Annotated in this window: 31 protein-coding genes; 4 read left to right on the top strand and 27 right to left on the bottom strand. The window is 43.8% G+C overall.

Annotation, left to right across the window (positions count from 1 at the left end):
- Positions 1-4: 4 nt before the first annotated feature.
- The 22 genes from map to rplC form a co-directional block, all read right to left on the bottom strand.
- Complete coding sequence (map, locus tag K339_RS0110890) at positions 5-799, bottom strand: type I methionyl aminopeptidase (protein WP_028523603.1); 795 nt, start codon at positions 797-799, stop codon at positions 5-7.
- An 8-nt stretch (positions 800-807) separates the two neighbouring features.
- Entirely contained in the window at positions 808-2,121 is a 1,314-nt protein-coding gene (gene secY, locus K339_RS0110885) for a preprotein translocase subunit SecY (RefSeq protein ID WP_028523602.1), read from the bottom strand.
- 62 nt (positions 2,122-2,183) lie between these two features.
- Positions 2,184-2,630, bottom strand: a complete 447-nt coding sequence (gene rplO / locus K339_RS0110880; RefSeq protein ID WP_028523601.1) for a 50S ribosomal protein L15 — start codon at positions 2,628-2,630, stop codon at positions 2,184-2,186.
- A gap of 14 nt (positions 2,631-2,644) precedes the next feature.
- Positions 2,645-2,824 (bottom strand): 50S ribosomal protein L30, encoded by a 180-nt coding sequence (rpmD, locus tag K339_RS0110875; RefSeq protein ID WP_028523600.1) that lies wholly within the window; start codon positions 2,822-2,824, stop codon positions 2,645-2,647.
- A 12-nt stretch (positions 2,825-2,836) separates the two neighbouring features.
- Positions 2,837-3,352 (bottom strand): 30S ribosomal protein S5, encoded by a 516-nt coding sequence (gene rpsE / locus K339_RS0110870; protein WP_028523599.1) that lies wholly within the window; start codon positions 3,350-3,352, stop codon positions 2,837-2,839.
- Positions 3,353-3,358: 6 nt separating this feature from the next.
- Positions 3,359-3,712, bottom strand: coding sequence for a 50S ribosomal protein L18 (gene rplR / locus K339_RS0110865; protein ID WP_028523598.1), 354 nt, complete (start codon positions 3,710-3,712; stop codon positions 3,359-3,361).
- Between the two features lie 29 nt (positions 3,713-3,741).
- Positions 3,742-4,299 carry a 50S ribosomal protein L6 gene (gene rplF / locus K339_RS0110860; RefSeq protein WP_028523597.1) on the bottom strand — a complete coding sequence of 186 codons (558 nt, stop codon included), beginning with the start codon at positions 4,297-4,299 and terminating at the stop codon, positions 3,742-3,744.
- 16 nt (positions 4,300-4,315) lie between these two features.
- Positions 4,316-4,714: a 30S ribosomal protein S8 gene (gene rpsH, locus K339_RS0110855; protein WP_037300144.1), complete on the bottom strand. Its 399-nt coding sequence runs from the start codon at positions 4,712-4,714 to the stop codon at positions 4,316-4,318.
- A gap of 78 nt (positions 4,715-4,792) precedes the next feature.
- Complete coding sequence (gene rpsN, locus K339_RS0110850) at positions 4,793-5,062, bottom strand: 30S ribosomal protein S14 (RefSeq protein WP_028523595.1); 270 nt, start codon at positions 5,060-5,062, stop codon at positions 4,793-4,795.
- 27 nt (positions 5,063-5,089) lie between these two features.
- Positions 5,090-5,644, bottom strand: coding sequence for a 50S ribosomal protein L5 (gene rplE, locus K339_RS0110845; protein ID WP_028523594.1), 555 nt, complete (start codon positions 5,642-5,644; stop codon positions 5,090-5,092).
- Positions 5,645-5,703: 59 nt separating this feature from the next.
- A complete protein-coding gene (gene rplX / locus K339_RS0110840; protein WP_028523593.1) occupies positions 5,704-6,057 on the bottom strand; it encodes a 50S ribosomal protein L24 in 354 nt (117 codons plus the stop codon).
- Positions 6,058-6,060: 3 nt separating this feature from the next.
- The gene (rplN, locus tag K339_RS0110835; RefSeq protein WP_028523592.1) at positions 6,061-6,429 is read right to left on the bottom strand and encodes a 50S ribosomal protein L14; all 369 of its coding nucleotides are present in this window, start codon (positions 6,427-6,429) and stop codon (positions 6,061-6,063) included.
- Positions 6,430-6,431: 2 nt separating this feature from the next.
- Positions 6,432-6,710: a 30S ribosomal protein S17 gene (rpsQ, locus tag K339_RS0110830; RefSeq protein ID WP_028523591.1), complete on the bottom strand. Its 279-nt coding sequence runs from the start codon at positions 6,708-6,710 to the stop codon at positions 6,432-6,434.
- A gap of 39 nt (positions 6,711-6,749) precedes the next feature.
- On the bottom strand, positions 6,750-6,950 hold the full coding sequence (rpmC, locus tag K339_RS0110825) for a 50S ribosomal protein L29 (RefSeq protein ID WP_028523590.1): 201 nt from the start codon (positions 6,948-6,950) through the stop codon (positions 6,750-6,752).
- A gap of 11 nt (positions 6,951-6,961) precedes the next feature.
- Complete coding sequence (gene rplP / locus K339_RS0110820; protein ID WP_028523589.1) at positions 6,962-7,396, bottom strand: 50S ribosomal protein L16; 435 nt, start codon at positions 7,394-7,396, stop codon at positions 6,962-6,964.
- Positions 7,397-7,446: 50 nt separating this feature from the next.
- On the bottom strand, positions 7,447-8,259 hold the full coding sequence (gene rpsC / locus K339_RS0110815; protein ID WP_028523588.1) for a 30S ribosomal protein S3: 813 nt from the start codon (positions 8,257-8,259) through the stop codon (positions 7,447-7,449).
- 15 nt (positions 8,260-8,274) lie between these two features.
- A complete protein-coding gene (gene rplV, locus K339_RS0110810; protein ID WP_051397943.1) occupies positions 8,275-8,643 on the bottom strand; it encodes a 50S ribosomal protein L22 in 369 nt (122 codons plus the stop codon).
- A gap of 17 nt (positions 8,644-8,660) precedes the next feature.
- Positions 8,661-8,939 (bottom strand): 30S ribosomal protein S19, encoded by a 279-nt coding sequence (gene rpsS / locus K339_RS0110805; RefSeq protein ID WP_028523586.1) that lies wholly within the window; start codon positions 8,937-8,939, stop codon positions 8,661-8,663.
- Between the two features lie 10 nt (positions 8,940-8,949).
- Positions 8,950-9,774 carry a 50S ribosomal protein L2 gene (gene rplB / locus K339_RS0110800; protein WP_028523585.1) on the bottom strand — a complete coding sequence of 275 codons (825 nt, stop codon included), beginning with the start codon at positions 9,772-9,774 and terminating at the stop codon, positions 8,950-8,952.
- Between the two features lie 36 nt (positions 9,775-9,810).
- On the bottom strand, positions 9,811-10,101 hold the full coding sequence (gene rplW / locus K339_RS0110795; RefSeq protein WP_028523584.1) for a 50S ribosomal protein L23: 291 nt from the start codon (positions 10,099-10,101) through the stop codon (positions 9,811-9,813).
- A 4-nt stretch (positions 10,102-10,105) separates the two neighbouring features.
- Positions 10,106-10,735, bottom strand: a complete 630-nt coding sequence (gene rplD / locus K339_RS0110790; protein WP_028523583.1) for a 50S ribosomal protein L4 — start codon at positions 10,733-10,735, stop codon at positions 10,106-10,108.
- A gap of 25 nt (positions 10,736-10,760) precedes the next feature.
- Positions 10,761-11,381 carry a 50S ribosomal protein L3 gene (rplC, locus tag K339_RS0110785; protein ID WP_028523582.1) on the bottom strand — a complete coding sequence of 207 codons (621 nt, stop codon included), beginning with the start codon at positions 11,379-11,381 and terminating at the stop codon, positions 10,761-10,763.
- A 447-nt stretch (positions 11,382-11,828) separates the two neighbouring features.
- Here rplC and K339_RS0110775 point away from each other — a divergent pair, with 447 nt between their 5' ends.
- Entirely contained in the window at positions 11,829-12,692 is an 864-nt protein-coding gene (locus K339_RS0110775) for a hypothetical protein (protein ID WP_037300140.1), read from the top strand.
- A 6-nt stretch (positions 12,693-12,698) separates the two neighbouring features.
- On the opposite strand, the gene K339_RS0110770 is transcribed toward K339_RS0110775, so the two are convergent.
- From K339_RS0110770 to K339_RS0110760, 3 genes are all read right to left on the bottom strand, one after another.
- On the bottom strand, positions 12,699-14,057 hold the full coding sequence (locus tag K339_RS0110770) for a CotH kinase family protein (RefSeq protein ID WP_028523580.1): 1,359 nt from the start codon (positions 14,055-14,057) through the stop codon (positions 12,699-12,701).
- Between the two features lie 90 nt (positions 14,058-14,147).
- On the bottom strand, positions 14,148-14,771 hold the full coding sequence (locus K339_RS0110765; RefSeq protein WP_037300137.1) for a response regulator transcription factor: 624 nt from the start codon (positions 14,769-14,771) through the stop codon (positions 14,148-14,150).
- A 26-nt stretch (positions 14,772-14,797) separates the two neighbouring features.
- A complete protein-coding gene (locus tag K339_RS0110760) occupies positions 14,798-17,629 on the bottom strand; it encodes a sensor histidine kinase (RefSeq protein ID WP_169731848.1) in 2,832 nt (943 codons plus the stop codon).
- Between the two features lie 189 nt (positions 17,630-17,818).
- Here K339_RS0110760 and prfA point away from each other — a divergent pair, with 189 nt between their 5' ends.
- The 3 genes from prfA (at position 17,819) to K339_RS0110745 (ending at position 20,651) form a co-directional block, all read left to right on the top strand.
- Positions 17,819-18,895 carry a peptide chain release factor 1 gene (prfA, locus tag K339_RS0110755; protein ID WP_028523577.1) on the top strand — a complete coding sequence of 359 codons (1,077 nt, stop codon included), beginning with the start codon at positions 17,819-17,821 and terminating at the stop codon, positions 18,893-18,895.
- Between the two features lie 130 nt (positions 18,896-19,025).
- Complete coding sequence (locus K339_RS0110750; RefSeq protein ID WP_028523576.1) at positions 19,026-19,460, top strand: (4Fe-4S)-binding protein; 435 nt, start codon at positions 19,026-19,028, stop codon at positions 19,458-19,460.
- A 66-nt stretch (positions 19,461-19,526) separates the two neighbouring features.
- On the top strand, positions 19,527-20,651 hold the full coding sequence (locus K339_RS0110745) for an acyltransferase family protein (protein ID WP_028523575.1): 1,125 nt from the start codon (positions 19,527-19,529) through the stop codon (positions 20,649-20,651).
- A gap of 258 nt (positions 20,652-20,909) precedes the next feature.
- Here K339_RS0110745 and rlmN read toward each other — a convergent pair whose 3' ends face one another.
- Both rlmN and K339_RS0110725 read right to left on the bottom strand, forming a co-directional pair.
- Positions 20,910-21,977, bottom strand: coding sequence for a dual-specificity RNA methyltransferase RlmN (gene rlmN, locus K339_RS0110735; RefSeq protein WP_028523573.1), 1,068 nt, complete (start codon positions 21,975-21,977; stop codon positions 20,910-20,912).
- 78 nt (positions 21,978-22,055) lie between these two features.
- Positions 22,056-23,069 (bottom strand): quinone oxidoreductase family protein, encoded by a 1,014-nt coding sequence (locus K339_RS0110725; RefSeq protein ID WP_028523572.1) that lies wholly within the window; start codon positions 23,067-23,069, stop codon positions 22,056-22,058.
- Positions 23,070-23,139: the final 70 nt, after the last annotated feature.

Genomic DNA, 23,139 nt, shown 5'->3' with positions numbered 1-23,139 from the left:
AAAATTAGACGCTTACCATTAACGTCGTATTTTGGGTTACTTCTTCGATATACTTAAACGTTGTAAGAATTTCAGCTTTGCCATTTCGAACCAATACTGTATGTTCAAAATGAGCCGCTGGTTTTCTATCCGTTGTTCTAATCGTCCAACCATCTTTTTCTTGAACTACGTTACGTTTTCCAAGTGTAATCATTGGTTCGATAGCAATAACGATTCCTTCTCTTAGTCTAGGGCCTTGTCCTTTCTTTCCATAATTTGGAACTTCTGGTCCTTCGTGTAGGTTTCGGCCTACACCATGCCCTACTAATTCTCTTACAACACCGTATCCAAACTTTTCAACATAGGTTTGGACAGCATATCCTATATCTCCTACTCGTTTGCCTTCAACGGCTTGCTCAATACCTAAATAAAGCGATTGTTTTGTTCTTTTAAGGAGGTTTGAAACTTCAGGACTTACATTCCCAATCGGATATGTATAAGCACTATCGCTATGAAACCCATTTAACTTTACGCCGCAATCAATCGAAATAACATCGCCTTCCTTTAGTTGGTACTGGCTTGGAAAACCGTGAACCACAATATCATTCAAAGAAATACAAAGTGCCGAGGGAAAACCATTATAACCTTTAAATGACGGATGTCCTTTATGGTCTCTGATAAACTCATCAGCAACTTTATCGAGCTGCTTTGTGGCCACTCCTGGTTTAATCCATTTGGCTACTTCTGCATGTGCTTTGCCTAACAGCTGGGCACTTTCCTTAATGAGTAGTACTTCTTCTTCTGACTTGAGAAAAATCATCTTCTTTATTAGGCAGCTACAGTCTCAGTACGTCCTTTCACGCGCCCTGACTTCATCAAGCCTTCATAGTGCTTCATCAATAAGTAGCTTTCTACTTGTTGTAATGTATCAAGTACAACACCTACTAAGATAAGAAGCGATGTTCCACCAAAGAATTGAGAAAACTCTCTTGTCATACCTGACATACTTGCAAGTGATGGTAAGATAGCAACAACTGCTAACAAAATTCCTCCTGGCAATGTGATTCGGTCTAATACAGTAGCAATGAAATCAGATGTAGCAATGCCAGGTTTTACTCCTGGGATAAAGCCTCCCCCACGCTTCATATCATCAGATATTTGTTGTGGGCTGATAGCAATCGCTGTATAAAAGAAAGTAAAGACAATAATCAAAGTTGCAAACAATACATTGTATTGCCAAGTCGTATAGTCGTTGAATGTTGTAGCAATTGAACTAGCCACATCACTTTTCTCTGCAAACAAACCAGCCACTAGTGATGGGATAAACATCAATGCTTGCGCAAAAATGATTGGCATTACTCCTGACGTGTTAAGTTTCAAAGGTAAGTACTGACGTTGACCGCCCATTACTTTATTACCAACAACTTGTTTTGCATACTGAATGGGTACTCGACGTACTGCTTGAGTCAATGCTACTGCAAACATTACCACTACAAAAAGAGCAACAATTTCTGCAACAAAAATCAACAAACCACCACTACCGCGTGAAGCACCTTCCTGAACAATTGCTTTTGGGAAACGAGACACAATCCCAATCATAATCAACATTGATGTTCCGTTTCCAATTCCCTTGTCAGTGATACGTTCACCTAACCACATACAGAATATTGTTCCTGCAGTAAGGATAAACACGGCTGAAATGGTGAAAGCTGCACGATCAATCAATAGAGCTTCTGAAGAGATGGTTGTTTGTAAATAACTTACCGATTGTGCGATGGTAACAAAAATTGTTAGTAAACGCGTAATCTGATTAAGTTTTTTCCGTCCAGACTCTCCTTCTTTCTGCATTTTTTGAAAGTAAGGCAACGCCATTGTCAATAACTGAATGGCAATTGACGCAGAAATGTAAGGCATAATACCTAGCGCAAAGATAGATGCTTTCGTAAATGCACCACCGAGGAAGGTATCTAATAAGCCTAAAAGACCTGAATTATTCACCTCAAGCTTGTCACTATCAATACCTGGAAGTACGATGTACGAACCAAGGCGATAGACCGCGATCAATAGAAGAGTATAAAGAATTCTACTTCTAAGCTCTTCGATTGAAAAGATATTTTTTAAGGTCTGTATAAACCGTTTCATGCGTTTTTAGATTTACCTGTGTAAAAAATCAGGCAAAGTTACGAAAATCTTTTGAATCAAGATTACAATGTAACCGCTTTACCACCTGCTTTTTCGATAGCTTCGGCAGCAGTCTTAGAAAAAGCATGAACTTTTACTTCAACGGCAGCTTTTAATTCACCACGATTAAGCACTTTTACTAAGTCTGTTTTAGATACCAAGCCATTGCTATAAAGTGTCTCAATATCGATTACAGTAGCATTTGTTTTGTCAACAACTGCTTGGATTGCATCCAAATTAAGAGCTTTGTATTCAACGCGGTTGATATTCTTAAAACCGAATTTAGGTACTCGTCTTTGAAGCGGCATCTGTCCACCTTCAAAGTGACTTTTTTGGCTATATCCCGAACGAGACTGGGCCCCTTTGTGTCCGCGTGTAGAAGTTCCGCCCATTCCTGAACCTTGACCTCTACCCAAACGTTTTTTTGTTTTTACCGAGCCTGAAGCTGGTTTCAATGCGCTAAGATTCATTGCTATATCGCGGATTAAATCTCTTCAATTTTCACTAAATGATCTACCTTGCGAATCATACCTTCAAGGGCTGGATTCACATTAATCTCGACACTACGATTGATTTTGCCAAGTCCCAAAGCCGCAAGAGTGCGTTTTTGGTCTCCAGGGCGGCCAATCATACTTCTAACTTGTGTAATTCTTATCTTTGACATTGTCTCAAAAGATTATCCATTAAACACTGTGGCCAACTTTACTCCACGTTGGAATGCAACTTGGTGCGGAGCTCTCATTTTAAGAAGCGCGTCAATTGTTGCCTTCACTACGTTGTGAGGGTTAGAAGAACCTTTTGACTTGGCTAATACGTCGTGTACACCTGCGGCTTCTAATACAGCACGCATCGCACCACCCGCGATAACTCCAGTACCTGGAGCTGCTGGCTTAACAAATACTAAGCCACCGCTGAATTTTCCGTGCATTTCGTGAGGAACTGTTCCTTTAAGAAGTGGAACTTGCACGAGGTTTTTCTTCGCGTCTTCAATTCCTTTTGCAATGGCGTCAGTTACTTCGTTAGCTTTTCCTAATCCGTAACCTACAACGCCTTTGCCATCTCCAACGACTACAATTGCTGAGAAGCTAAAGCGGCGTCCACCTTTTACTACTTTGGCAACACGGTTGATAGCTACTACCTTTTCTTTAAGGTCAGCTTCGTTGTATTTCAAAGGTTTGATACTGTTTGACATATCTTTTTAGAATTTGAGACCACCCTCACGAGCGCCGTCTGCCAATGCTTTTACTTTCCCATGATACAAATAACCATTGCGGTCAAATACAACCGCACTTACGCCTGCTGCGAGTGCTTTTTCGGCCAATTTAAGACCTACATTCTTTGCATCTTCAACATTGACACTCGCTTTTGTAGCATCAAGTTCAAGAGATGAAGCAGAGACCAATGTTAGACCTTTTGTATCATCAATTACCTGCGCATAAATACGAGCGTTTGAGCGGAAAACAGAAAGACGAGGCTTTTCTGAAGTTCCTTCTACTTTTTTCCGAATCCGGTATTTAATGCGCTGTCTTCTTTCGCTTTTTACTGAAGCCATGATTGCTTACAATTTTTTCAGATTACTGATTACTTCTTAGCAGCAGCTTTACCAGCCTTACGTCTGATTTGCTCACCCACAAAACGAATACCTTTACCTTTGTAAGGTTCAACCTTGCGGAACGAACGAATTTTCGCCGCGATTTGCCCGAGTAGTTCCTTATCAATACATTCTAAGAATACTTTCGGGTTTTGTCCTTTTTCCATCGTTGCGCTCACCTTCACTTCTGAAGGTACTGCGAAGTAGATACCGTGTGAGTATCCAAGGCTAAGCTCCAAAATGTTATTGTTAACAGAGGCTTTGTAACCTACCCCAACAATTTCTAATTGTGCTTTATACCCTTCGCTTACGCCCACAACCATGTTATTAATGAGTGCACGGTAAAGTCCGTGCAATGCTTTGTGACGTTTTTGCTCAGTTGGACGAACAACTGTCAACTCGCTGCCCTCTACTTCCACCTTGATATCACGGTCAATATCACGAGTTAATGAGCCTTTAGGCCCTTTAACGGTCACGACGTTATCGTCAGACACTGATATTGTAACGTTTGCAGGTAGCGTTATCGGCTTCTTTCCTATACGTGACATTTTCTTTCAGGTTTTATCAGTAAACGTAACACAGCACTTCTCCACCCACGTTAAGTACGCGAGCTTCTTTGTCAGTCATTACCCCTTTTGAGGTAGATACAATTGCAACGCCAAGACCATTCAAAACGCGTGGCATTTCTGCTGAACCAGAGTACTTACGAAGTCCTGGCTTACTTACACGTTGTAAATCAACAATGGCAGACTGCTTTGTTACTGGGTTGTATTTCAAGGCAATCTTAATAGTACCCTGCGGGCCTGTCTCCTCGAACTTGTAGTTCTGGATAAAGCCTTTATCGTAGAGTACCTTAGTAATCTCCTTCTTAATGTTAGAAGCAGGTATTTCCACAACCCGGTGCTTCGCCCTTATGGCGTTTCTGATTCTCGTCAGATAGTCTGCTATGGGATCGGTTATCATTTCTCTACTGATTTGTTGCTTCCCTTCTGTAAAAGGGCTGCAAAGTTACGGAATTGATTTTGAAAACAAAAGCGATTTTTACCAACTTGCTTTGGTTACGCCAGGAATTTTTCCTTGAGAAGCCATTTCGCGGAAAACAACACGGCAAATACCAAACTTGCGCATGTATCCTCTTGGACGGCCTGTAAGGCGGCAACGGTTATGCAAACGAACTGCCGATGAACTACGAGGCAATTTGTCTAAACCTTCCCAGTCACCAGCTTCTTTCAAAGCAGCACGCTTTTCAGCATACTTAGCAACTAGCTTTTGCTTTTTCAATTCTCTTGCTTTTACTGATTCTTTCGCCATTTCCTTATTTCGTTGAAAAAGGGATTCTTATTTTTTACCTTTTGTAAAGGGCATACCAAGAGATTTCAACAATTCGTAGCTTTCTTCATCTGTCTTTGCAGAGGTTACGAATGTAATATCCATACCTGAAATCTTATTCACCTTGTCAATTTGAATTTCAGGGAAGATAATTTGCTCTTTTACACCGAATGTGTAGTTACCGCGGCCATCAAAGCCTTTGTCGCTAATTCCTTGGAAGTCACGAACACGTGGTAAAGCGATGCTTACTAGACGATCCAAGAATTCGTACATTTTGTCTCCACGGAGCGTTACTTTCACGCCAATTGGCATTTTTTCGCGTAACTTAAAGTTAGAGACCGCCTTCTTAGACATTGTTGGAACTGCCTTCTGACCTGCAATAAGGGTGATTTCTTCCAATCCAGCATCAATCAATTTCTTGTCAGATACAGCAGCACCAATACCTTTGTTGATAACAATCTTATCAAGGTGTGGTACTTGCATAATTGATTTGTATTGGAACTTCTCATGCAAGTGAGAAACGACTTCCTTCGTGTATTTCTCTTTTAATCTCGTAGTTGCCATTTTGATTATTAGTTTGTGGATTTCCGACCCACAGTTAATTTATAAGTGACAAACGAAAACTACTTTGAAGGATCTGGGATAAATTTCCCTGATTCTTTTGAATAGCGTTGTAGTTTCCCTTGCTCGTTGAGCTTGCGTCCTGTGCGGGTTGGCTTACCAGTAGCTGGGTCAATCAACATCAAGTTACTGATATGAATTGAACCTTCTATCTTTTTAAGCTCACCTTGAGGATTCGCGGCAGTTGGCTTAACGTGTTTTGTGACAAGGTTAACACCTTCCACAATCGCACGCTGTTTTTCAACCAACACTTTGGTGATTTTGCCCGACTGGCCTTTTGAGTTACCAGCTATCACTTCTACTGAGTCTCCAGTACGAATGTGTAACTTGGGCTGTTTGTTGAATTTTCTTTCCATTGCTTACAATACTTCAGGTGCCAATGAAACAATTTTCATAAAGTTTTTCTCACGCAACTCACGAGCAACGGGCCCAAAAATACGGGTACCACGTGGTTCGTCTTGGTTGTTGAGTAACACGACGGCGTTATCCTCGAATCGAATGTAAGAACCATCTTTACGACGGATTTCTTTCTTGGTACGAACAACAACGGCCTTAGAAACTGTACCTTTCTTTATGTTGCCCGAAGGAATTGCCTGTTTAACTGTCACCACAACTTTATCACCGATAGATGCGTAGCGTTTGCCAGTACCACCCAATACACGGATGACAAGTACTTCTTTCGCTCCACTATTATCAGCAACAGACAGTCTTGATTCTTGCTGTACCATTGTTATTTCGCTTTTTCAATGATTTCGACTAATCTCCAACGCTTATTCTTACTGAGTGGGCGTGTTTCCATTACGCGAATTGTATCGCCGATTCCACACTCATTATTTTCGTCATGCACCATTAATTTGGTAGTTTTTTTCATAAACTTACCGTATTTCGGGTGCTTTACTTTACGCTCTACCGCGACAACGCAAGATTTCTCCATTTTGTTGCTTACTACGCGGCCAACTCTGACTTTGCGTAAATTTCTTTCTACGGTTGTTTGTGCTGCTGCCTCCATTGTGTCGGTTATTTTACAATTGGGGTCTCCTGACCATTATTACGCGCTTGCGACTTTATTTTTAGCCGACAATTCCGTGATCAACCTAGCTATTAGGCGGCGCGTATTGCGAATACGCATCGGGTTTTCGATCGGAGATACGGCATGAGCAAACTTTAACTTTAAAAGACGATCTTGCTCTTCAGCAATCGTTTGCGTCAATTGTTCTACCGTTAGCGCTTTTATTTCACTATTTTTCATTTGACTAATACTTATTCTGCTTCTTCTTGATGATCGCGACGAACTACGAACTTAGTCTTAACGGGAAGCTTCTGAGCTGCTAAACGAAGAGCTTCATTAGCTAATTCGAGTGACACACCTGTGGCTTCAAATAAGATTGTACCCGCTTTTACTGGGGCTACCCAATACTCAGGAGCACCTTTTCCTTTACCCATACGTACTTCGAGAGGTTTCTTGGTGATTGGCTTATCTGGGAAGATACGAATCCAAACTTGACCTTCACGTTTCATTGCACGGGTAACAGAGATACGAGCTGCCTCAATCTGACGGGCTGTAATCCAGCCAGGTTCGAGCGCTTTAATGGCAAACGTACCGAAAGCAATTTCGTGGCCACGAGTAGCCATGCCTTTTTCAGACCCTTTGCTTTTTTGTTGTTTGCGGAACTTGGTTCTTTTCGGTTGTAACATGGTTCAGCAGTATTATTCGGTGTCAACTAAGACCCGTTTGCTTTCGATAATTACTTTTTCTTGTTACGGTTGTTGTTGTTGTTGCGGTTTTTATTTCCGCCACCGTTTCCACCACGACGGTCACCACCTTCGCGGTCACCACCACCTCTACGACGGTCGCCACGCTCTCCGCCACGGTCATTTCCACCGCTACGTTCTGCTGCTGCTGCACCACCGCTGATTGGTGATAAGTCACGCTTTCCAAAGATTTCGCCTTTGAAAACCCACACTTTGATTCCAATCTTTCCATAGACCGTCAAAGCTTCTGAGATAGCATAGTCGATGTCAGCGCGAAGTGTATGCAAAGGTACACGACCTTCTTTATACTCTTCAGTACGTGCCATTTCGGCACCACCTAAACGACCTGAAATCCGAACTTTGATACCTTGTGCTCCTACACGCATTGCTGAAGAAATTGCTTGCTTCATGGCACGACGATAAGAGATACGGTTTTCAAGTTGTTGAGCGATTGATTCACCTACCAATTTAGCATCTATTTCAGGACGCTTGATTTCGTAGATGTTGATTTGGATATCTTTACCCGTAATCTTTTTAAGCTCTTCTTTGATTTTATCTACCTCGTTTCCACCTTTACCGATTACGATACCTGGGCGAGCCGTGTGAATCGTAAGCGTAATGCGCTTCAAAGTACGTTCAATTACTACTTTAGAGATGGCGCCTTTTGGAATACGAGCGGAAATATATTTGCGGATCTGCTCATCTTCAATCAATTTGTCAGCAAACTCACGTCCGCCGTACCAGCTTGATTCCCAACCACGGACGATACCGAGTCGCAGACCTACAGGATTAACTTTCTGTCCCATTCGTTATTGAAAATTTTAGGCTTCTTGTTGGATTAATTCTGCTGATGCATCATCTACCACAAGTGTAATGTGGTTTGAACGCTTACGAACGCGATAGGCACGGCCTTGAGGAGCCGGACGCAGACGCTTCAACATAGTACCGCCGTCAACGAATACTGTCTTTACATACAGTTCAGCGTCTTCAAGTTTAGTATCCTCGTTGAGCTGTTGCCAATTAGCTACGGCTGACATCAAAACTTTTTTCAAAACCGGAGCGGCAGCCTGTGGCTGATACTGCAAAATCGCCAATGCGCGGCTCACTTTCTGGCCCCGAATCATGTCGGCTACTAACCGCATTTTACGAGGTGAAGTGGGTACGTTTCTTAATATAGCTCTTGCTTCCATTTTCTTTGTGACTATTACTATCGCTTACCTTTGTCCTTTTTGGCAATGTGCCCACGGAAATTGCGCGTAGGAGAGAATTCGCCCAACTTATGCCCAACCATGTTTTCGGTTACGTACACTGGGATAAACTTGTTTCCGTTGTGTACTGCAAAAGTGTGACCAATAAAATCTGGGGAGATTGTACTGCGTCTTGACCAAGTCTTGATTACTGATTTCTTGCCCGAATCATTCATGGCATCTACTTTAATTTGCAGACGGAAATCAATATATGGTCCTTTTTTTATCGAACGTCCCATTTATCTTCGATTATTTTTTACGTTTGCTAATAATCAAACGGTTAGAATACTTTTTCGGAGTACGGGTCTTTTTACCCTTCGCATATAAGCCCGTACGAGAACGTGGGTGACCACCTGACGCACGACCTTCACCACCACCCATTGGGTGATCGACTGGGTTCATCGCAACCCCACGTACACGTGGACGAATACCTAACCAACGCTTACGACCTGCCTTACCAAGGCTTACGTTCATGTGATCGGGGTTAGATACTGAACCTACCGTTGCCTTACATACTGCAAGAACCATCCGCATTTCGCTTGATGGCATACGCAATACTGCATATTTACCATCACGAGCTACTAACTGAGCGTAAGTTCCCGCACTACGAACGAGCTGACCTCCTTTGCCTGGGTGCAATTCCACATTGTGGACAATTGTACCGATTGGCATCACAGCAAGCGGAAGAGCGTTTCCTACTTCTGGAGCTACTTCGCTTCCAGAGATAATTGTTTGTCCTACAGCAATTCCTTGTGGAGCAAGGATGTAGCGTTTTTCACCATCTTGGTACTCTACCAATGCGATACGAGCCGAACGGTTTGGATCGTATTCTACTGTCATTACAGTACCTGGTACGTCCAATTTATTACGCTTGAAATCGATGATACGGTACATGCGCTTGTGACCACCGCCAATGTAACGAGCAGTACGACGACCTTGGCTGTTACGTCCACCTGTCTTTTTGATAGGGGCTAACAAGCTTTTTTCGGGCTTGTCGGTCGTAATTTCGTCAAATGACGGAGCCGTACGGTAGCGCTGACCTGGAGTTGTTGGTTTGAGCTTAATGACTCCCATTGTTGTTGTTCAATTATTTGCTACTTCAACGGTTTATTAAACAATATCAGCGTAGATGTCAATAATCTCGCCTGCTTTCAATGTCACAATGGCCTTTTTGTACGTTGAAGTAATACCACTAATGGCCTTACCGCGTGACATTCTTGTTTTCTTTCTACCAATCGAGCGCATTGTATCTACACTCGCTACTTTCACGCCGTACATCTTTTCGATGGCGTTGGCGATTTCAATTTTATTGGCAGTTTTTGTTACCTCAAATACATACTTGCCCAAGTTGCTAAGAGCAGTAGCTTTTTCGGTCAATATTGGTCGCTTAAGTACACTCATTGTCTTACTTGTTCAAGAGATTTTCTAACTTCGACACCGCTGTTTCGCTAATCAACAACACCTCAGCATTGATAAGGTCGTATGTATTAACATCACCTGCTGTAGTGATATTTGTTTTAGGAATGTTACGTCCTGACAAATACACGTTGTTATTGTATTCTGGCAAAATAAGAAGTGTTTTCTTGCCAGTAAGTGAAAGCGCGCTCAAAAACGAAAGGTATTGTTTTGTTTTTGGAGCATCAAACGTAAAGTCTTCTACTACCGAAATACCGTTTGCTTTAGCTTTCTGTGAAAGCACTGACTTACGCGCCAACGCTTTTACTTTTTTATTCAATTTGAAGCTATAATCGCGTGGTCTAGGCCCGAATACACGTCCACCACCTACGAATACTGGCGACTTGATTGAACCCGCACGAGCTCCACCAGTTCCCTTTTGGCGCTTGATTTTTCTAGTTGAATAAGAAACCTCGGCACGCTCTTTTGACTTGTGAGTACCTTGACGTTGATTGGCCAAGTACTGTTTCACATCCAAATATACTACGTGCTCATTTGGCTCGATGCCGAACACTTCATCGGAAAGAGATACTGTTTTACCAGTAGCTTGTCCTTTTATATTTAATACTGAAAGTTCCATTGTCTTGATTCGCCGTTGCGATTGATTACTTTTCAATGATTACAAACGAATTCTTCGCACCTGGCACTGAGCCACTGATAACGACGATATTCTGCCCAGGGATTACCTTCAACACTTTGAGGTTTTGAACCTTCACACGGTTGTTACCCATACGACCTGCCATGCGAATTCCTTTGAATACACGCGACGGAAACGAACAAGCCCCAATCGAACCTGGGTGACGTTGACGGTTGTGCTGACCGTGAGTTTGGCCTCCAACCCCACCAAAGCCATGACGCTTTACAACACCTTGAAAACCACGACCTTTGGCAGTTCCAACCACGTCCACAAAGTCTCCTTCAATAAAAACGTCAGCAACTTCCAACGTCTGACCCAAAGCAAGTTCCTGTGTGAACTCTTTGAACTCGACGAGCTTGCGCTTAGGAGTAGTTCCAGCTTTTTTGAAGTGACCCATGAGCGGCTGAGTCGTGTGCTTTTCTTTCTTCTCACCGAAACCGAGCTGAATAGCTTGGTATCCATCGGTTTCTTCGGTTTTTACTTGCGTTACTACACAAGGACCAGCTTCAATAACCGTACACGCCAGAGCCTGCCCGTCCGCATTGTACACGCTTGTCATTCCGATTTTTTTTCCTATTAAACCAGACATCTTTTTGATTTACAGCAGGTTATACAATTTATTTAATAAAATGGAGTGCAAAGGTCAACATTATATTTTTGCATTCCAAATTAGCCTTCGTATTTATTTTCTAAAGACACAAAAAAAGTCAGATGATAGAACACCTGACTTCAGTTGCAACCAAATTAAAGCTAATAAACTAGCTAAATTTTTGCTTTGAACTCAGATGCGGTTTCCTTAACTCAGGACCTTCACCCAATGTATGTCTTGACTAGAAAATATACGTCTTTTGAAAAGGCTTGCAAAGGTCTTAATTATTATTCAATATTACAATACATTACAACAAAAAAGAAAAAATATTTTTTTGTTTTTGAGGCAGTTACGGCTTCTTTTCGCAAAATCTACCTAAATCCATATTAACTTTGGCATCATTTTCGTTATTGTCGCTGTAAACATACGAGGCTTAACCCGTAAAATATGACACAACTCCCTCTTCGATTGGCTATTTTGTTGGTATGTGTGATTGGTTCTGTATCTGTTCTAGCCCAATCGTCCCGTAATTCTCACCTGTATCGTAATACGCCTGCTTTTGGCGTTGTAAAACTTAGTGTGGGAACTGGCATTTCGTATTACATGGGCGACATGCGCGCAAAAACTGATTTACGCTTTATTCAACCTCACATTGCTGCGGCCATTACTTATCGTTTGGCCGAACGCTTTTCTGTACGCGGAGAAATTGATTTTTATCGTATTTCTGGAAAACAAGAAGGTGGGCCTATTTGGTACAATAATCTTTCGTTTCGTTCGGACAATCCTGCCGGGTATGTGGGCCTACAAGCAGATTTGTTCCGTTATCACGACGAACGGGCAGTGAATCCTTATTTATTTGGTGGCATTGGGATCACTCGCATTACTCCTAAAGCGCAATATCAAGGGACTTGGCATAGCCTTGCACCGCTTCAGACGGAAGGTGTTGCGTATAAACGCAACGTGCGCATTGGGGTCATCGGTATTGGTACCTCTTGGAAATACAACGAGCGCTGGAGTTTTGCCGTCGAATTAAGTAACAACTACGCGAACTCGGATTATTTGGACGACGTCAGTACAGTTTATCCTAATCCTACAGGAATGTCTGAACTTGCACTCCAACTTTCTGACCGCCGCCCAGAGCTTGACCCTGCGACACTTCCAACAGGCTACCCAGTTAGAAATGACGCAGGTGCGCAACGCGGAAACCCCAAAGTAAAGGATTCGTACGGTTTTTTATCTTTTCGGGCAGAATATCTCTTGGGAACCCAAGCCCGCCGTGCGGAACGCCGCAAACTTAAATGCTATTATTAACGATTATCAAGGAACAAAGTTGGCAACCGCTTGATTTCGAGCGACAACATGCTGTTTCAATGATGGAAGCGCTGCCGTAAAGCTTGTCGTATTGGTCAGATTTGAATACGGTGCTTGTTCTTTCTCGGTACCGTTTACGAATGGGGTAATCAGGTTTGTATTCTTATCAAAAAGCGCGTTCATTTTCGCGGTCGTAAAGACGTTATCGTTGAAGTCTTTCACGTACGTTTTGTATTTTTGATAATACACCGCATCGTCGGCAATGTACCGGATTAGCGGCCAAGAAGCCGCTACACCCGCCAATGAAAGCTGTACTCTTGCATTACTGGTCAAGGCTTCGTTGTTATCCCACGGAATCCACGTTAGTTTTTTCGTGGAATGGTTGTATAGATAATGGTTGTGCGCCATAGCTCCGTACGTATCCCAGTTGACCATAGTTGTATTAACTGCAAGCCATTTTATAAAATGGTCAACGTTGAATACTTTCTCTAAGTTGGTTCGCCATTGGGCGGGGTTTGACGTTCGGGTAGGTGCATTAAGCGCCGTTATCGTCGCCTGAATATCACTCCAATCAGCCAAATCTTCATTGTTTTTCTTTTCAAACTGGGTTTGATTAAAGGCAGTGAAGTTTGATTCTGGCTTATATACGTTCCCCTTATCTTCTCCAAACTGCGCTTTGAGCATTTCGTCTTCGATGGTTTCGAGCATCGTATAAACACCGCAGTATTTTAGTCCTTCGCCAAAATCAATATAAATTTTGTAGAAGGCCGTTTGCGCCGCAGGAACCCCCGCCATTCGGAAAATATCAGCCGTTACTTTTTCTCGAATAAGTGAGTTATCCTTAAAAGCAGGAGACATAGAAAGCTCCTTAAACCCGTAAAATCGCTGATCTAGTATTGTTGGATACTGGTCTTCAAATTCGTCCATTTTTAACCGAAACGGCAATTTATAGATACCCGCGCGCCAAATGGATGATAAGCTTGAGTTCCCTTTTAGGCGAAACCCTACTTTATACCACTCTTTTCCGTTAAATTTCATCGAAACCGCGACATAACGCGGTTCGGTGGTTGTATTGACTCCACCAGGACCTCCGCCAGTTCCTCCCACACCGAAATCGGAACCTTTCAGTGTTTTCATATCCGTACGGATGGCCGACCAATCGTCTTTCGTCATCTTTATTTCCAACGAATTGACTTTATCTTGTGGGAAAACAACCGAATAATTAGCATCGGCTTTTTTTCCGTGTGTTTCATCCGTCCAATCGGACAATCCAGCGTGGTCGGGCGTAGTTTCTTCTGGATTTTTACAGCTTAAAAGGATTCCAGTAAATAGGCAAACAGCCAAAAAGCCGTGAATAAATTTCATACAAGCATTCAGGTTTAGAATCAGTTAGTTAGCAATACGCCTCTCTTCCTCATTTTGATGCAAATTAAAATTTATTCTTGTGCCCCAACTTCAAATCAATTTTTCTTTCCGCGCTTTTTCTATCGCTTCTGCCTTTGAATGAACCTCTAACTTCCAGTAAATATTTTTGATGTGAGTCCGAATCGTTTCTTTATCGACAAATAGCTCATCGGCAATGGTCGTGTAGCTTTTTCCTTGGGCAATTCGCTCTAACACCTCCGTTTCGCGGGCAGTTAGGGGAGATTGGTAGTTTTTTTGGAAGGAAGCAACCACCATTCGAGCAATATTGGTGCTCATGGGAGCTCCCCCTTGGCGGATTTCTCGAATGGCGTCAATCAAACGGCTTGGGGGCATATTTTTGGTCAAATAGCCTCCCGCTCCCGCGCACAATGCTTTAAATACCAAACCATCGTTTTCATATACCGTCACGACAATGAGCTGGGTTTGGGGACGGAGTTTTTTGGTACGTTCAATTCCTTCCACTCCTCCCATGCGAGGTAATTCCAAATCCATCAAAACAACGTCGGGGCGGTCGGTGGTCAGATTTTTGAGGTAATCTTCGCAGTTAGAATAGGCTCCTACCACCTCAAAATCAGAAGTTTGACTTAAAAGTGCCGCAAAACCTTCTCGGATAATATAGTCGTCTTCGACCAAACAAAGGCGTGTTTTTATCATGTTAAGTAACTGATTTTTAGTTTAAATTATGCACAAGGTCGCTCAAATAAAACGACAAAACCTCCGTGTGTCGGCGAAGTGAGTGTTGCTTTACCGCCAATTTTTTCGGCCCGCGTTTGAATATTCATCAAGCCATTTCCTGGTCGGCTTCGCCCCAAGTCCATTCCTCGTCCATTGTCTTGCCATTCAATACGTAATGAATCAGAAGTAGGAACAAACGAAAGAGTAGTGTCGGTAGCTTGAGCATGTTTGAGGGTGTTGCTCATGGCTTCTTTGAACAAAAGCACCAAATGCCGACTTGCACCCGTGGGCAAATTGACGCCACGAAGCGAATCATTTAACCCTTCCACGTTGAACCGTATTCCTGTTTTGTCAAAAACATCGTCCCCAAAGTCTTTCAAACGAACAGCGATTTCATACAGGCTGTCGTGTTCGGGGTTAATCGCCCAGATAAAATCTTTGGTTCCTTGGTACATACGATTCGCATTGTCGCTGATTTTAGTCAACAACTCCCCTACTTCACCTCCTGCTTGGCCATTCATTCGGTTTTTCACTAATTCGGTCAAGAGAGAAATTCGCGTGAGGGTATTTCCAAATTCATCGTGCAAATCTTGGGCAGCTAGTTTCCGAACGCGTTCATTTTCCTCCAATTTTGCTCGCTCAAGCGCAAGCAGTTGTCGAACATGGTTATCATAAAGCAGTTTTGCCACTGCCGCTACCAATAGAAAAAGGAGTCCATAAAACCACCAAGTTTTCCAAAAAGGCGGAGTAATGACCAGTGATAGTTGTAAGTAATCTCGGTCGTTCCACTTTCCCTCATTATTGGCCGCCTTTACCCATAATTGATAGTTGCCTGGGTTGAGGTTAGTAAAATCAACAAAGCGGCGCGTGCCTGTATAGACCCAATCTTTATCGAATCCTTCGAGACGGTATGCAAACTGATTGCTCGATGGGTTGGTATAATCCAATGCCGCCCACTCAAAGGAGAAAAAGTTTTCGTCATAGTCTAAACGGATGGGCTGACCACTCGCCATGATGCTATCTAAATGAACAACTGGTTTTTCAAACTTTTTAAAAGAACGTAGCAAAATCCGTGGGAGGTGCTTGTTTATCACCAATTCATCGGGACGAAAACTGAGCAACATTCCATTTCCACCCACAAAAAATTCCCCGTCGGGGCTGCGATGAAACCCTCCTGAGTTGAACTCCAAGCCGCCCAAGCCATCTTGGCTGGTGTAGGTGCGAAATGTTTTCTTTTCAGGATTGAAGCGAATCAGCCCCCCGTTGGTCGTCAACCACAAATGCCCAGCTTTATCGCTCATGGCACCATACACAAACGAATTGGTAAGGCCATTTTTTTCGGTAAAATGTTCAAACTCTACCTTTCCATTTTGATGTTTGGCCAAGCTCAACCCCTTGGCTGAACAAATCCAAACGCGCTGCTTGGCATCCACATGCACGTCCAAAATCATATTGCTGATGAGCGACTTGGCATCATTGGGGTTATTTTGAAACAAACGTGCGTACTGATTTGGGGATGGCCAATAGATGAGCCCTTGCCGCATCCCAATCCACATTCCTCCTTTGGCATCGCGCTGAATCGTCCCTACGGATTCTAACTTTGCTTTGCTGGTCTTAGAAACAGGCAGCTCTTTCCACGTACGAACTTTTTTTTGCGGGTCAATTTGGGCCAAGTATCCCCGCGTCCCGACCCAAACTTGTTGGCTTGGGTCTTCATAAATTCGTAACACCCACGGCTGATATCCTTCGTACAGTGGCAGATTAAACGTTTCAAATTGCTGTTGGGCATTGCCTAAATGAAACAATCCCGTATTTCCTCCTACCCAAAAACTACCCTGTGTATCTTCCAAAGAGGTTTCGACGATGGTATTAGGAGGAGTTTTGTACGTTCGGATGTCATGCGTTGCCCGATGAATACGGTACAAGCCAGAATAAGAACCCACCCACAGGTGACCTTTTTTATCGGTCGTTAACCCAAAAAACGTACGAGTAGCCGCCGATTCTTGGGTAAAAAGGCGTTCCCAATGCTTAAAGGTATTTTTGGAACGACTGTATAACTGCACGCCCGCTTCGCGCGTTCCTATCCAAACAATATCTTCATCGGCCTCATTTCCCTCGTACAAACAAGTAATATGGCTACTTTTCAAGCCGTTGGTATCAAAAAAATCTTCATCAAAAGCATCTAAAGGCGCGTATTGCTGCTTATCTGCTTCGTAACGAAACCGATAGATGCCTTGACCACGCGTTCCGACCCACACAATACCCAGATGGTCGGTTATAAGCGAAGAAACGGATACTTTCGCAGGAAGTAACGGGGTAATTTGGACCAATAATGCTTTTTTCGCATCGTCAGGGCTACGTTTTGTCGCCTTAAACTCGGTTTCATTGGCGGTCATAACCCACCAAGTCGTTTTTGTCTGTACCCAAATGGCCTTATTTTTATCTTCAATGATTTGTAAAATAACGGTTTTGAGCTGAGAGCTACGCCGAAACGTTCCTTTGGCAAAATCATAGCAGTTGAGCCCTTTGGCAGTACCTACCCAAAAGCGCTGTTTGGAGTCTTCGTGAAGCGTAGTAATAAAATCATCGGACAAAGAGGTAGAATCAAAAGGCGTTTGACGAAAGACTTGCACGCGTTGCCCATCGTAACAATTGAGGCCATCTTGCGTCCCAAACCACATCAAACCACGGTGGTCTTGTAAAATACAGTGAACTTCATTTTGACTTAGCCCCTCGTTGGTACCTAAGTGGTTCCAAAAGTCAAAGCCAATCGGTGGCGCAGCGTTTGCCCAAGCCGCCCACATCCACATAAGCCCGATGAGTAGTTTCGTTTTCATACTTTCAAACAAAAGTATTGGTAACTGAGGGTTTACGCTTCCCCCAAAGTGGGTGAAATGTATTTTTGTCGTACCTTTGCACATTCAAAACGGATTTCATCAGAGTATCTGCTCTACATACCCCCTCGCAAGGCCAAACTTCTGATTATCTGCGGGGCTATGTAGTCATCAAAGAAACACAAAATACCAATGTTAGAACAGTTAGAAGCTATAAAAGAGCGTTTCGAAGAGGTCTCGCAACAAATTGTGCAGCCTGAGGTCGTTTCTGACCAAAAGCGCTTTTCAAAATTGAGCAAAGAATACAAAGACTTAGACAAAATCGTACAGAAGTACCAAGCGTACAAAAAAGTACTGAGCGACATCGAAGGTGCTAAAGACCTCGTTGCCAATGAAAGCGACGAGGAAATGCGCGATATGGCCAAAGCGGAATTGATAGAGCTTCAACCGCAAGCCGACGAGCTTGAAGCTACGCTCAAAGATATGTTGATTCCTAAAGACCCCAACGACAGCCACAACATCATTCTCGAAGTTCGTGGAGGAACAGGTGGAGATGAAGCGGCGATTTTTGCGGGAGACTTGTTCCGCATGTATCAGCGTTTTTGCGACCGTATGGGCTGGAAGATTGAAATCATGGACTTTACCGAAGGAAGTACAGGCGGCTACAAAGAAATTATTGCCAGTATCATCGGCGAAGACGTGTACGGTAAGCTCAAATTTGAATCAGGGGCTCACCGCGTACAGCGCGTTCCTGTGACCGAATCGCAGGGACGGGTGCATACTTCGGCGGCGACGGTAGCGGTATTGCCAGAAGTAGAAGACGTTGAAGAAGTAGAAATCAACCCTGCCGATATTGAAATCATCACTTCGCGTTCGGGAGGTGCGGGTGGACAGAACGTCAACAAGGTAGAAACCAAAGTACAACTTACCCACAAACCTACGGGCATCGTGGTCGTATGTCAGGTAGAACGTAGCCAACATGGTAACCGCGAGCGCGCCATGAATATGCTTCGTTCAAAACTGTACGAAATGGAGTTGAAGAAACAAAATGAAGCCGTTTCGTCGCAGCGTAAGTCGTTGGTGGGAAGTGGTGACCGTTCGGATAAAATTCGTACCTATAACTACCCCCAAAGCCGCGTGACTGATCACCGCATTGGTTATACCATTTACAACTTACCCGCCTTTATGGAAGGTGAAATTGGCGATTTCATTGAGCAACTTCGGATTGCCGACAATGCCGAACGCATGAAAGAAGGAATTACAGCGTAAAACACTTCTATTTATAGCACCTGACAGCAGAAAATGTTGTCAGGTTTTTTTGTGCTTTATGGTAGCACGCATGGCAGATTTTCGTTAGATTTCGTAGTTTTTGTTCCCCTTTATAATCTTACCTTATCACATGGACAAGCAAATTACCAAACATTACACCAATGGTGAAGTAACCGTTGTGTGGCAACCGCACCTCTGTGTTCACTCTGCCATTTGTTTTCGAGGGCTTCCTACAGTTTTCGACCCACGCAAACGCCCTTGGGTAACAACTGAAGGTGGAAGCACCGTCGCTATTGTAGAGCAAATCCAGAAATGTCCTTCGGGGGCTTTATCTTATTTTATAAATACCCAAGTAGAAGAGCCTGAACCCATAGAAGTAGAGGCTGAAACCATCATCGAAATTCTTCCTAAAGGGCCTTTATTAGTTTATGGCAACTTAAAGGTCAAAGACGCGGCGGGTAACGAAACCAAGAAGTCACAGGTAACGGCCTTTTGCCGCTGCGGCCAATCGGGCAACAAACCCTACTGCGACGGCTCACACGTTACGGCCAAATTTGAAGGATAACCTAATAGTACATTCGCCCTTTATGGGCGTACCTTCTTAAAACCCGAATTATCTAACTACACCCCTATGAATTCACCTTCTACCGATTCTCGCCCCAAACGGTTACTCTCGCTCGATGCCCTTCGGGGTTTCGATATGTTTTGGATTGCGGGGGGCGAAAATATCTTTCACTCATTGGCCGAGGCGACTGGCTGGACGGGAGCCATCTTAATGGCCGAACAGCTCTCTCACCCCGAATGGAACGGCTTTCGGGCGTATGACCTTATTTTTCCCTTGTTTTTATTTTTAGCGGGAGTTTCTACTCCGTTTTCACTTGGGCGTCGTATGGAGCAGGGCGCCGACCGCTCACAGTTGCTTCGCAAAATCATCCAACGCGGACTCACCCTCGTTTTGTTGGGCATTATTTATAACAATGGATTAGAAATCAAACCTTTGTCCGAAATGCGCTTCCCAAGTGTTTTGGCTCGGATTGGCTTGGCAGGGATGTTTGCCCAAATCATTTACCTTTATTTCAGCACAAAAGCGCAATACATCTGGTTTGTTTCTCTGTTGCTGGGCTATTGGGCCTTTGTAATGCTTGTTCCCGTTCCAGGTTGCGGAGCAGGCCACATGACGATGGAGTGTAACCCCGTGAGTTATCTTGATCATTTAATTATCCCAGGGCATTTGCACAAGGGCATCCACGACCCCGAAGGTTTGTTTTCTACTTTCCCTGCCATTGCTACGGGATTGTTAGGGATTTTTGCGGGAAATTTACTCCACGCCGACGAGCGTTCTACGAGCCGTCAACAAAAAACGCTTTATCTTTTTGTGGTAGGCATCGCGTTTCTGGTGCTAGGAAAACTCTGGGATTACGTTTTCCCCATCAATAAAAACCTTTGGACGAGCTCGTTTGTGTTATTTGTAGGTGGCTGGAGTCTCGTTTTATTGTCAATTTTTTATTGGATTATTGACGTTCAAAACTGGAACCGCTGGGCGTGGGTGTTGGCCGTTATTGGGATGAACTCTATCCTTATATATATGAGCGATAGTTTCTTCGATTTTCACTATACGTCAGAACACTTGTTTGTAGGCATTGTCAAATACTTCTCTGAACCGTTCCAGAAGGTATTCTACAGCATTGGCTTCGTAGTGGTCGAATGGCTCGTTTTGTACTTCCTTTATAAGAAAAAAGTCTTTTTGAAGGTGTAGTTCAAAACACGCGTCAAATTTATTTTAAGAGGCTGTCCAAAAAGTCTGGTATCACCAAATTATCTTCGGCTTCTGTTCAACCTCACGGCAGCGGCCGACCGTCCCCTAAATCCCCCTCTCCTTTCTGGAGATGGGGACTTTTAAAGTCCTTCTCCTGGCAGGACGGGGCCGCCCGAGCGGAAGGGTTGGGATGAGGTTGAAACCAAAGAATCTTTTGTAACTTATTACTTTTTGGACAGCCTCTTAGAACATCAAATCTCATTCTTGTTCCGACTTTTCGCGGTTGGCCAATTGCCCGCAAGCGGCATCAATGTCTTTTCCTCTACTTCGCCGCACGTTAACGACTACGCCTTTGTCTTCCAAAAATTTAGCAAACTGCGTCAGCTTATCGACACCCGTATTTTTGAAATCGGCTTCGGCAATGGGGTTGTATTCGATGATGTTTACTTTTGAGGGTACTTTTTTGGTAAACTCCCACAATTCTCTGGCGTCCTGAATCGTATCGTTGAAATTGTGAAACACGATGTATTCAAACGTAATGCGATTTTGGGTTTTACGGTAAAAATGTTGCAACGCCTCCGCCAAATTTTTCAACGAATTCGATTCATTGATAGGCATGATTTTATTGCGTTTTTCATCGTTGGCCGCATGAAGCGACAATGCCAAGTTAAACTTTACGCCATCGTCACCTAGTTTGGTAATCATTTTGGCGATTCCCGCCGTCGAAACCGTAATTCGTTTGGGCGACATTCCCAACCCATCGGGCGAAGTGATTTTTTCCACAGATTCGAGCACATTGGCATAGTTGAGCAGTGGTTCTCCCATTCCCATATACACAATGTTCGACAAAGGAATTCCGTAGTTTTCCTTGGCTTGGCGGTCGATGGCCACCACTTGGTCGTACATTTCGGCTGCGTCGAGGTTACGCTTACGATCCATGTAGCCCGTCGCACAAAACTTGCAGGTCAGCGAACACCCTACTTGGCTCGACACACAGGCCGTCATGCGGTCGTCGGCAGGAATCAACACCCCTTCAATTAGGTGACTATCGTGCAGTCGGAAGGCTGACTTGATGGTTCCGTCCGAGCTTTTTTGGGATTTGGCCGTTGCGATGGACTTTATTTCAAAATGGGTATCCAATAACTCCCTCGTTTTGAGCGAGAGGTTACTCATTTGGTCAAACGACGTGGCGGATTTTTTCCACAGCCATTCGGCAATTTGTTTAGCACGAAAACCTTGTTCTCCGTGGGCGGCTAACCAGTCCTTCAACTGTGCCACCGACAGTTTACGAATATCTTGCTTTTTTATGGTTGTTGTTTCTATCATGTTATAAAGACGACAGTTTGGCCATTGCAATGAGCCAAACTGTCTTATTTTCTGCAAAGTTACTGGCTTTCAGGGCAATCATCCAACTTTCAGGACAATCTTCCCAAATTGGGCACCGCTATCCATGTGTTGTAAGGCTGTTTCAATCTCTTCCAACGCAAATGCTTTATCAACAATAGGCTCAATTTTGTGCTCCGCTAGGAAATTGACCATATCGGCAAACTCCGCCTCGGTGCCCATCGTTGACCCATAAATATTGAGTTGTTTAAAAAATACTTTTCCAGGCACGATGTCGGTAATATTTCCCGTAGTTCCACCAAAAAAACAAATACTTGCTCCTGCCGTGGCAACATCTATCAATTTGGCAAAACTTGCCCCGCCTGCGCTGTCGATGATGACGTTGAAGTACCCACTACGGTCGCCCCCTGTGGCGGCGATTAGGTTTTTGGCCCAGTTGGCATCTTTGTAATTTACGCCACCTTTGGCTCCCAACGCAATGGCCTTGGCAATTTTTTCGTCCGAACCTGACGTTACCCATACTTCGGCGCCCGCCGCTACGGCAAACTGAAGCACAAACAACGCCACTCCGCCTCCAATCCCCGTTACCAGTACCCGATCACCCGCTTTCATCCCTGCGCGCGACATGAGCGCCCGCCAGCCCGTCAAGCCAGCCAATGGGACTGCCGCTGCGGCTTCGTACGACAAATGGGTAGGTTTTGTGACGAGGTATTTTGCTTCTACTTTAAGGTATTCGGCAAACGTTCCGTTGTCGGGCATTCCCAAAATTTTAAAGCTTTTGCTATAAAAGGCAGGATTTCCCCCCCAATTGTGCGACGGATTAATAATGACATCTTTACCCAACCATTCTTCCGAAACTCCTTCTCCTACTTCTACCACCGTACCCGCACCGTCAGAACCTAAAATGGCGGGGAGTTTAATCCCTGGATACAGCCCTTGTTGAATAAAAACATCGCGGTGATTGAGGGCGGCGGCTTTAATTTGCACAAGCACTTCGCCCGTGCCCGCGCTTGGTTTTTCAACTTCTTGAACCGTAACGGCTTGTTTGATTTCTGGAAGAATAGCGGCTTTCATACAAAACAAAAAAGTTTTTTGAGTGTCAACTTCCATTACCAACAACCTTTTGGGATGAATGGTTGACAGA

This window comes from Runella limosa DSM 17973 (assembly GCF_000482465.1).
Lineage (GTDB): Bacteria > Bacteroidota > Bacteroidia > Cytophagales > Spirosomataceae > Runella > Runella limosa.
The sequence above is the reverse complement of the archived record's forward strand: the minus strand, read 5'-3'. Positions and strand labels throughout refer to the sequence as shown.

What these genes read in the sequence shown, in the direction of transcription:
- rplC (WP_028523582.1), bottom strand. Translation starts at nt 11,381, where the DNA reads ATGTCTGGTTTAATAGGAAAAAAAATCGGAATGACAAGCGTGTACAAT.
- rpsE (WP_028523599.1), bottom strand. Translation starts at nt 3,352, where the DNA reads ATGTCAAACAGTATCAAACCTTTGAAATACAACGAAGCTGACCTTAAA.
- rplE (WP_028523594.1), bottom strand. Translation starts at nt 5,644, where the DNA reads ATGGCAACTACGAGATTAAAAGAGAAATACACGAAGGAAGTCGTTTCT.
- K339_RS0110725 (WP_028523572.1), bottom strand. Translation starts at nt 23,069, where the DNA reads ATGAAAGCCGCTATTCTTCCAGAAATCAAACAAGCCGTTACGGTTCAA.
- rplX (WP_028523593.1), bottom strand. Translation starts at nt 6,057, where the DNA reads ATGGAAAGAAAATTCAACAAACAGCCCAAGTTACACATTCGTACTGGA.
- K339_RS0110760 (WP_169731848.1), bottom strand. Translation starts at nt 17,629, where the DNA reads ATGAAAACGAAACTACTCATCGGGCTTATGTGGATGTGGGCGGCTTGG.
- rplF (WP_028523597.1), bottom strand. Translation starts at nt 4,299, where the DNA reads ATGTCACGTATAGGAAAGAAGCCGATAACGCTACCTGCAAACGTTACA.
- rplD (WP_028523583.1), bottom strand. Translation starts at nt 10,735, where the DNA reads ATGGAACTTTCAGTATTAAATATAAAAGGACAAGCTACTGGTAAAACA.
- rpmC (WP_028523590.1), bottom strand. Translation starts at nt 6,950, where the DNA reads ATGAAAAATAGTGAAATAAAAGCGCTAACGGTAGAACAATTGACGCAA.
- K339_RS0110750 (WP_028523576.1), top strand. Translation starts at nt 19,026, where the DNA reads ATGGACAAGCAAATTACCAAACATTACACCAATGGTGAAGTAACCGTT.
- secY (WP_028523602.1), bottom strand. Translation starts at nt 2,121, where the DNA reads ATGAAACGGTTTATACAGACCTTAAAAAATATCTTTTCAATCGAAGAG.
- rpsC (WP_028523588.1), bottom strand. Translation starts at nt 8,259, where the DNA reads ATGGGACAGAAAGTTAATCCTGTAGGTCTGCGACTCGGTATCGTCCGT.
- rpsS (WP_028523586.1), bottom strand. Translation starts at nt 8,939, where the DNA reads ATGGGACGTTCGATAAAAAAAGGACCATATATTGATTTCCGTCTGCAA.
- rplB (WP_028523585.1), bottom strand. Translation starts at nt 9,774, where the DNA reads ATGGGAGTCATTAAGCTCAAACCAACAACTCCAGGTCAGCGCTACCGT.
- rplP (WP_028523589.1), bottom strand. Translation starts at nt 7,396, where the DNA reads ATGTTACAACCGAAAAGAACCAAGTTCCGCAAACAACAAAAAAGCAAA.
- rplV (WP_051397943.1), bottom strand. Translation starts at nt 8,643, where the DNA reads ATGGAAGCAAGAGCTATATTAAGAAACGTACCCACTTCACCTCGTAAA.
- K339_RS0110745 (WP_028523575.1), top strand. Translation starts at nt 19,527, where the DNA reads ATGAATTCACCTTCTACCGATTCTCGCCCCAAACGGTTACTCTCGCTC.
- prfA (WP_028523577.1), top strand. Translation starts at nt 17,819, where the DNA reads ATGTTAGAACAGTTAGAAGCTATAAAAGAGCGTTTCGAAGAGGTCTCG.
- rpsN (WP_028523595.1), bottom strand. Translation starts at nt 5,062, where the DNA reads ATGGCGAAAGAATCAGTAAAAGCAAGAGAATTGAAAAAGCAAAAGCTA.
- K339_RS0110770 (WP_028523580.1), bottom strand. Translation starts at nt 14,057, where the DNA reads ATGAAATTTATTCACGGCTTTTTGGCTGTTTGCCTATTTACTGGAATC.
- rplR (WP_028523598.1), bottom strand. Translation starts at nt 3,712, where the DNA reads ATGGCTTCAGTAAAAAGCGAAAGAAGACAGCGCATTAAATACCGGATT.
- K339_RS0110765 (WP_037300137.1), bottom strand. Translation starts at nt 14,771, where the DNA reads ATGATAAAAACACGCCTTTGTTTGGTCGAAGACGACTATATTATCCGA.
- map (WP_028523603.1), bottom strand. Translation starts at nt 799, where the DNA reads ATGATTTTTCTCAAGTCAGAAGAAGAAGTACTACTCATTAAGGAAAGT.
- rpsQ (WP_028523591.1), bottom strand. Translation starts at nt 6,710, where the DNA reads ATGGAGGCAGCAGCACAAACAACCGTAGAAAGAAATTTACGCAAAGTC.
- K339_RS0110775 (WP_037300140.1), top strand. Translation starts at nt 11,829, where the DNA reads ATGACACAACTCCCTCTTCGATTGGCTATTTTGTTGGTATGTGTGATT.
- rpmD (WP_028523600.1), bottom strand. Translation starts at nt 2,824, where the DNA reads ATGTCAAAGATAAGAATTACACAAGTTAGAAGTATGATTGGCCGCCCT.
- rplO (WP_028523601.1), bottom strand. Translation starts at nt 2,630, where the DNA reads ATGAATCTTAGCGCATTGAAACCAGCTTCAGGCTCGGTAAAAACAAAA.
- rplW (WP_028523584.1), bottom strand. Translation starts at nt 10,101, where the DNA reads ATGAGTGTACTTAAGCGACCAATATTGACCGAAAAAGCTACTGCTCTT.
- rplN (WP_028523592.1), bottom strand. Translation starts at nt 6,429, where the DNA reads ATGGTACAGCAAGAATCAAGACTGTCTGTTGCTGATAATAGTGGAGCG.
- rpsH (WP_037300144.1), bottom strand. Translation starts at nt 4,714, where the DNA reads ATGATAACCGATCCCATAGCAGACTATCTGACGAGAATCAGAAACGCC.
- rlmN (WP_028523573.1), bottom strand. Translation starts at nt 21,977, where the DNA reads ATGATAGAAACAACAACCATAAAAAAGCAAGATATTCGTAAACTGTCG.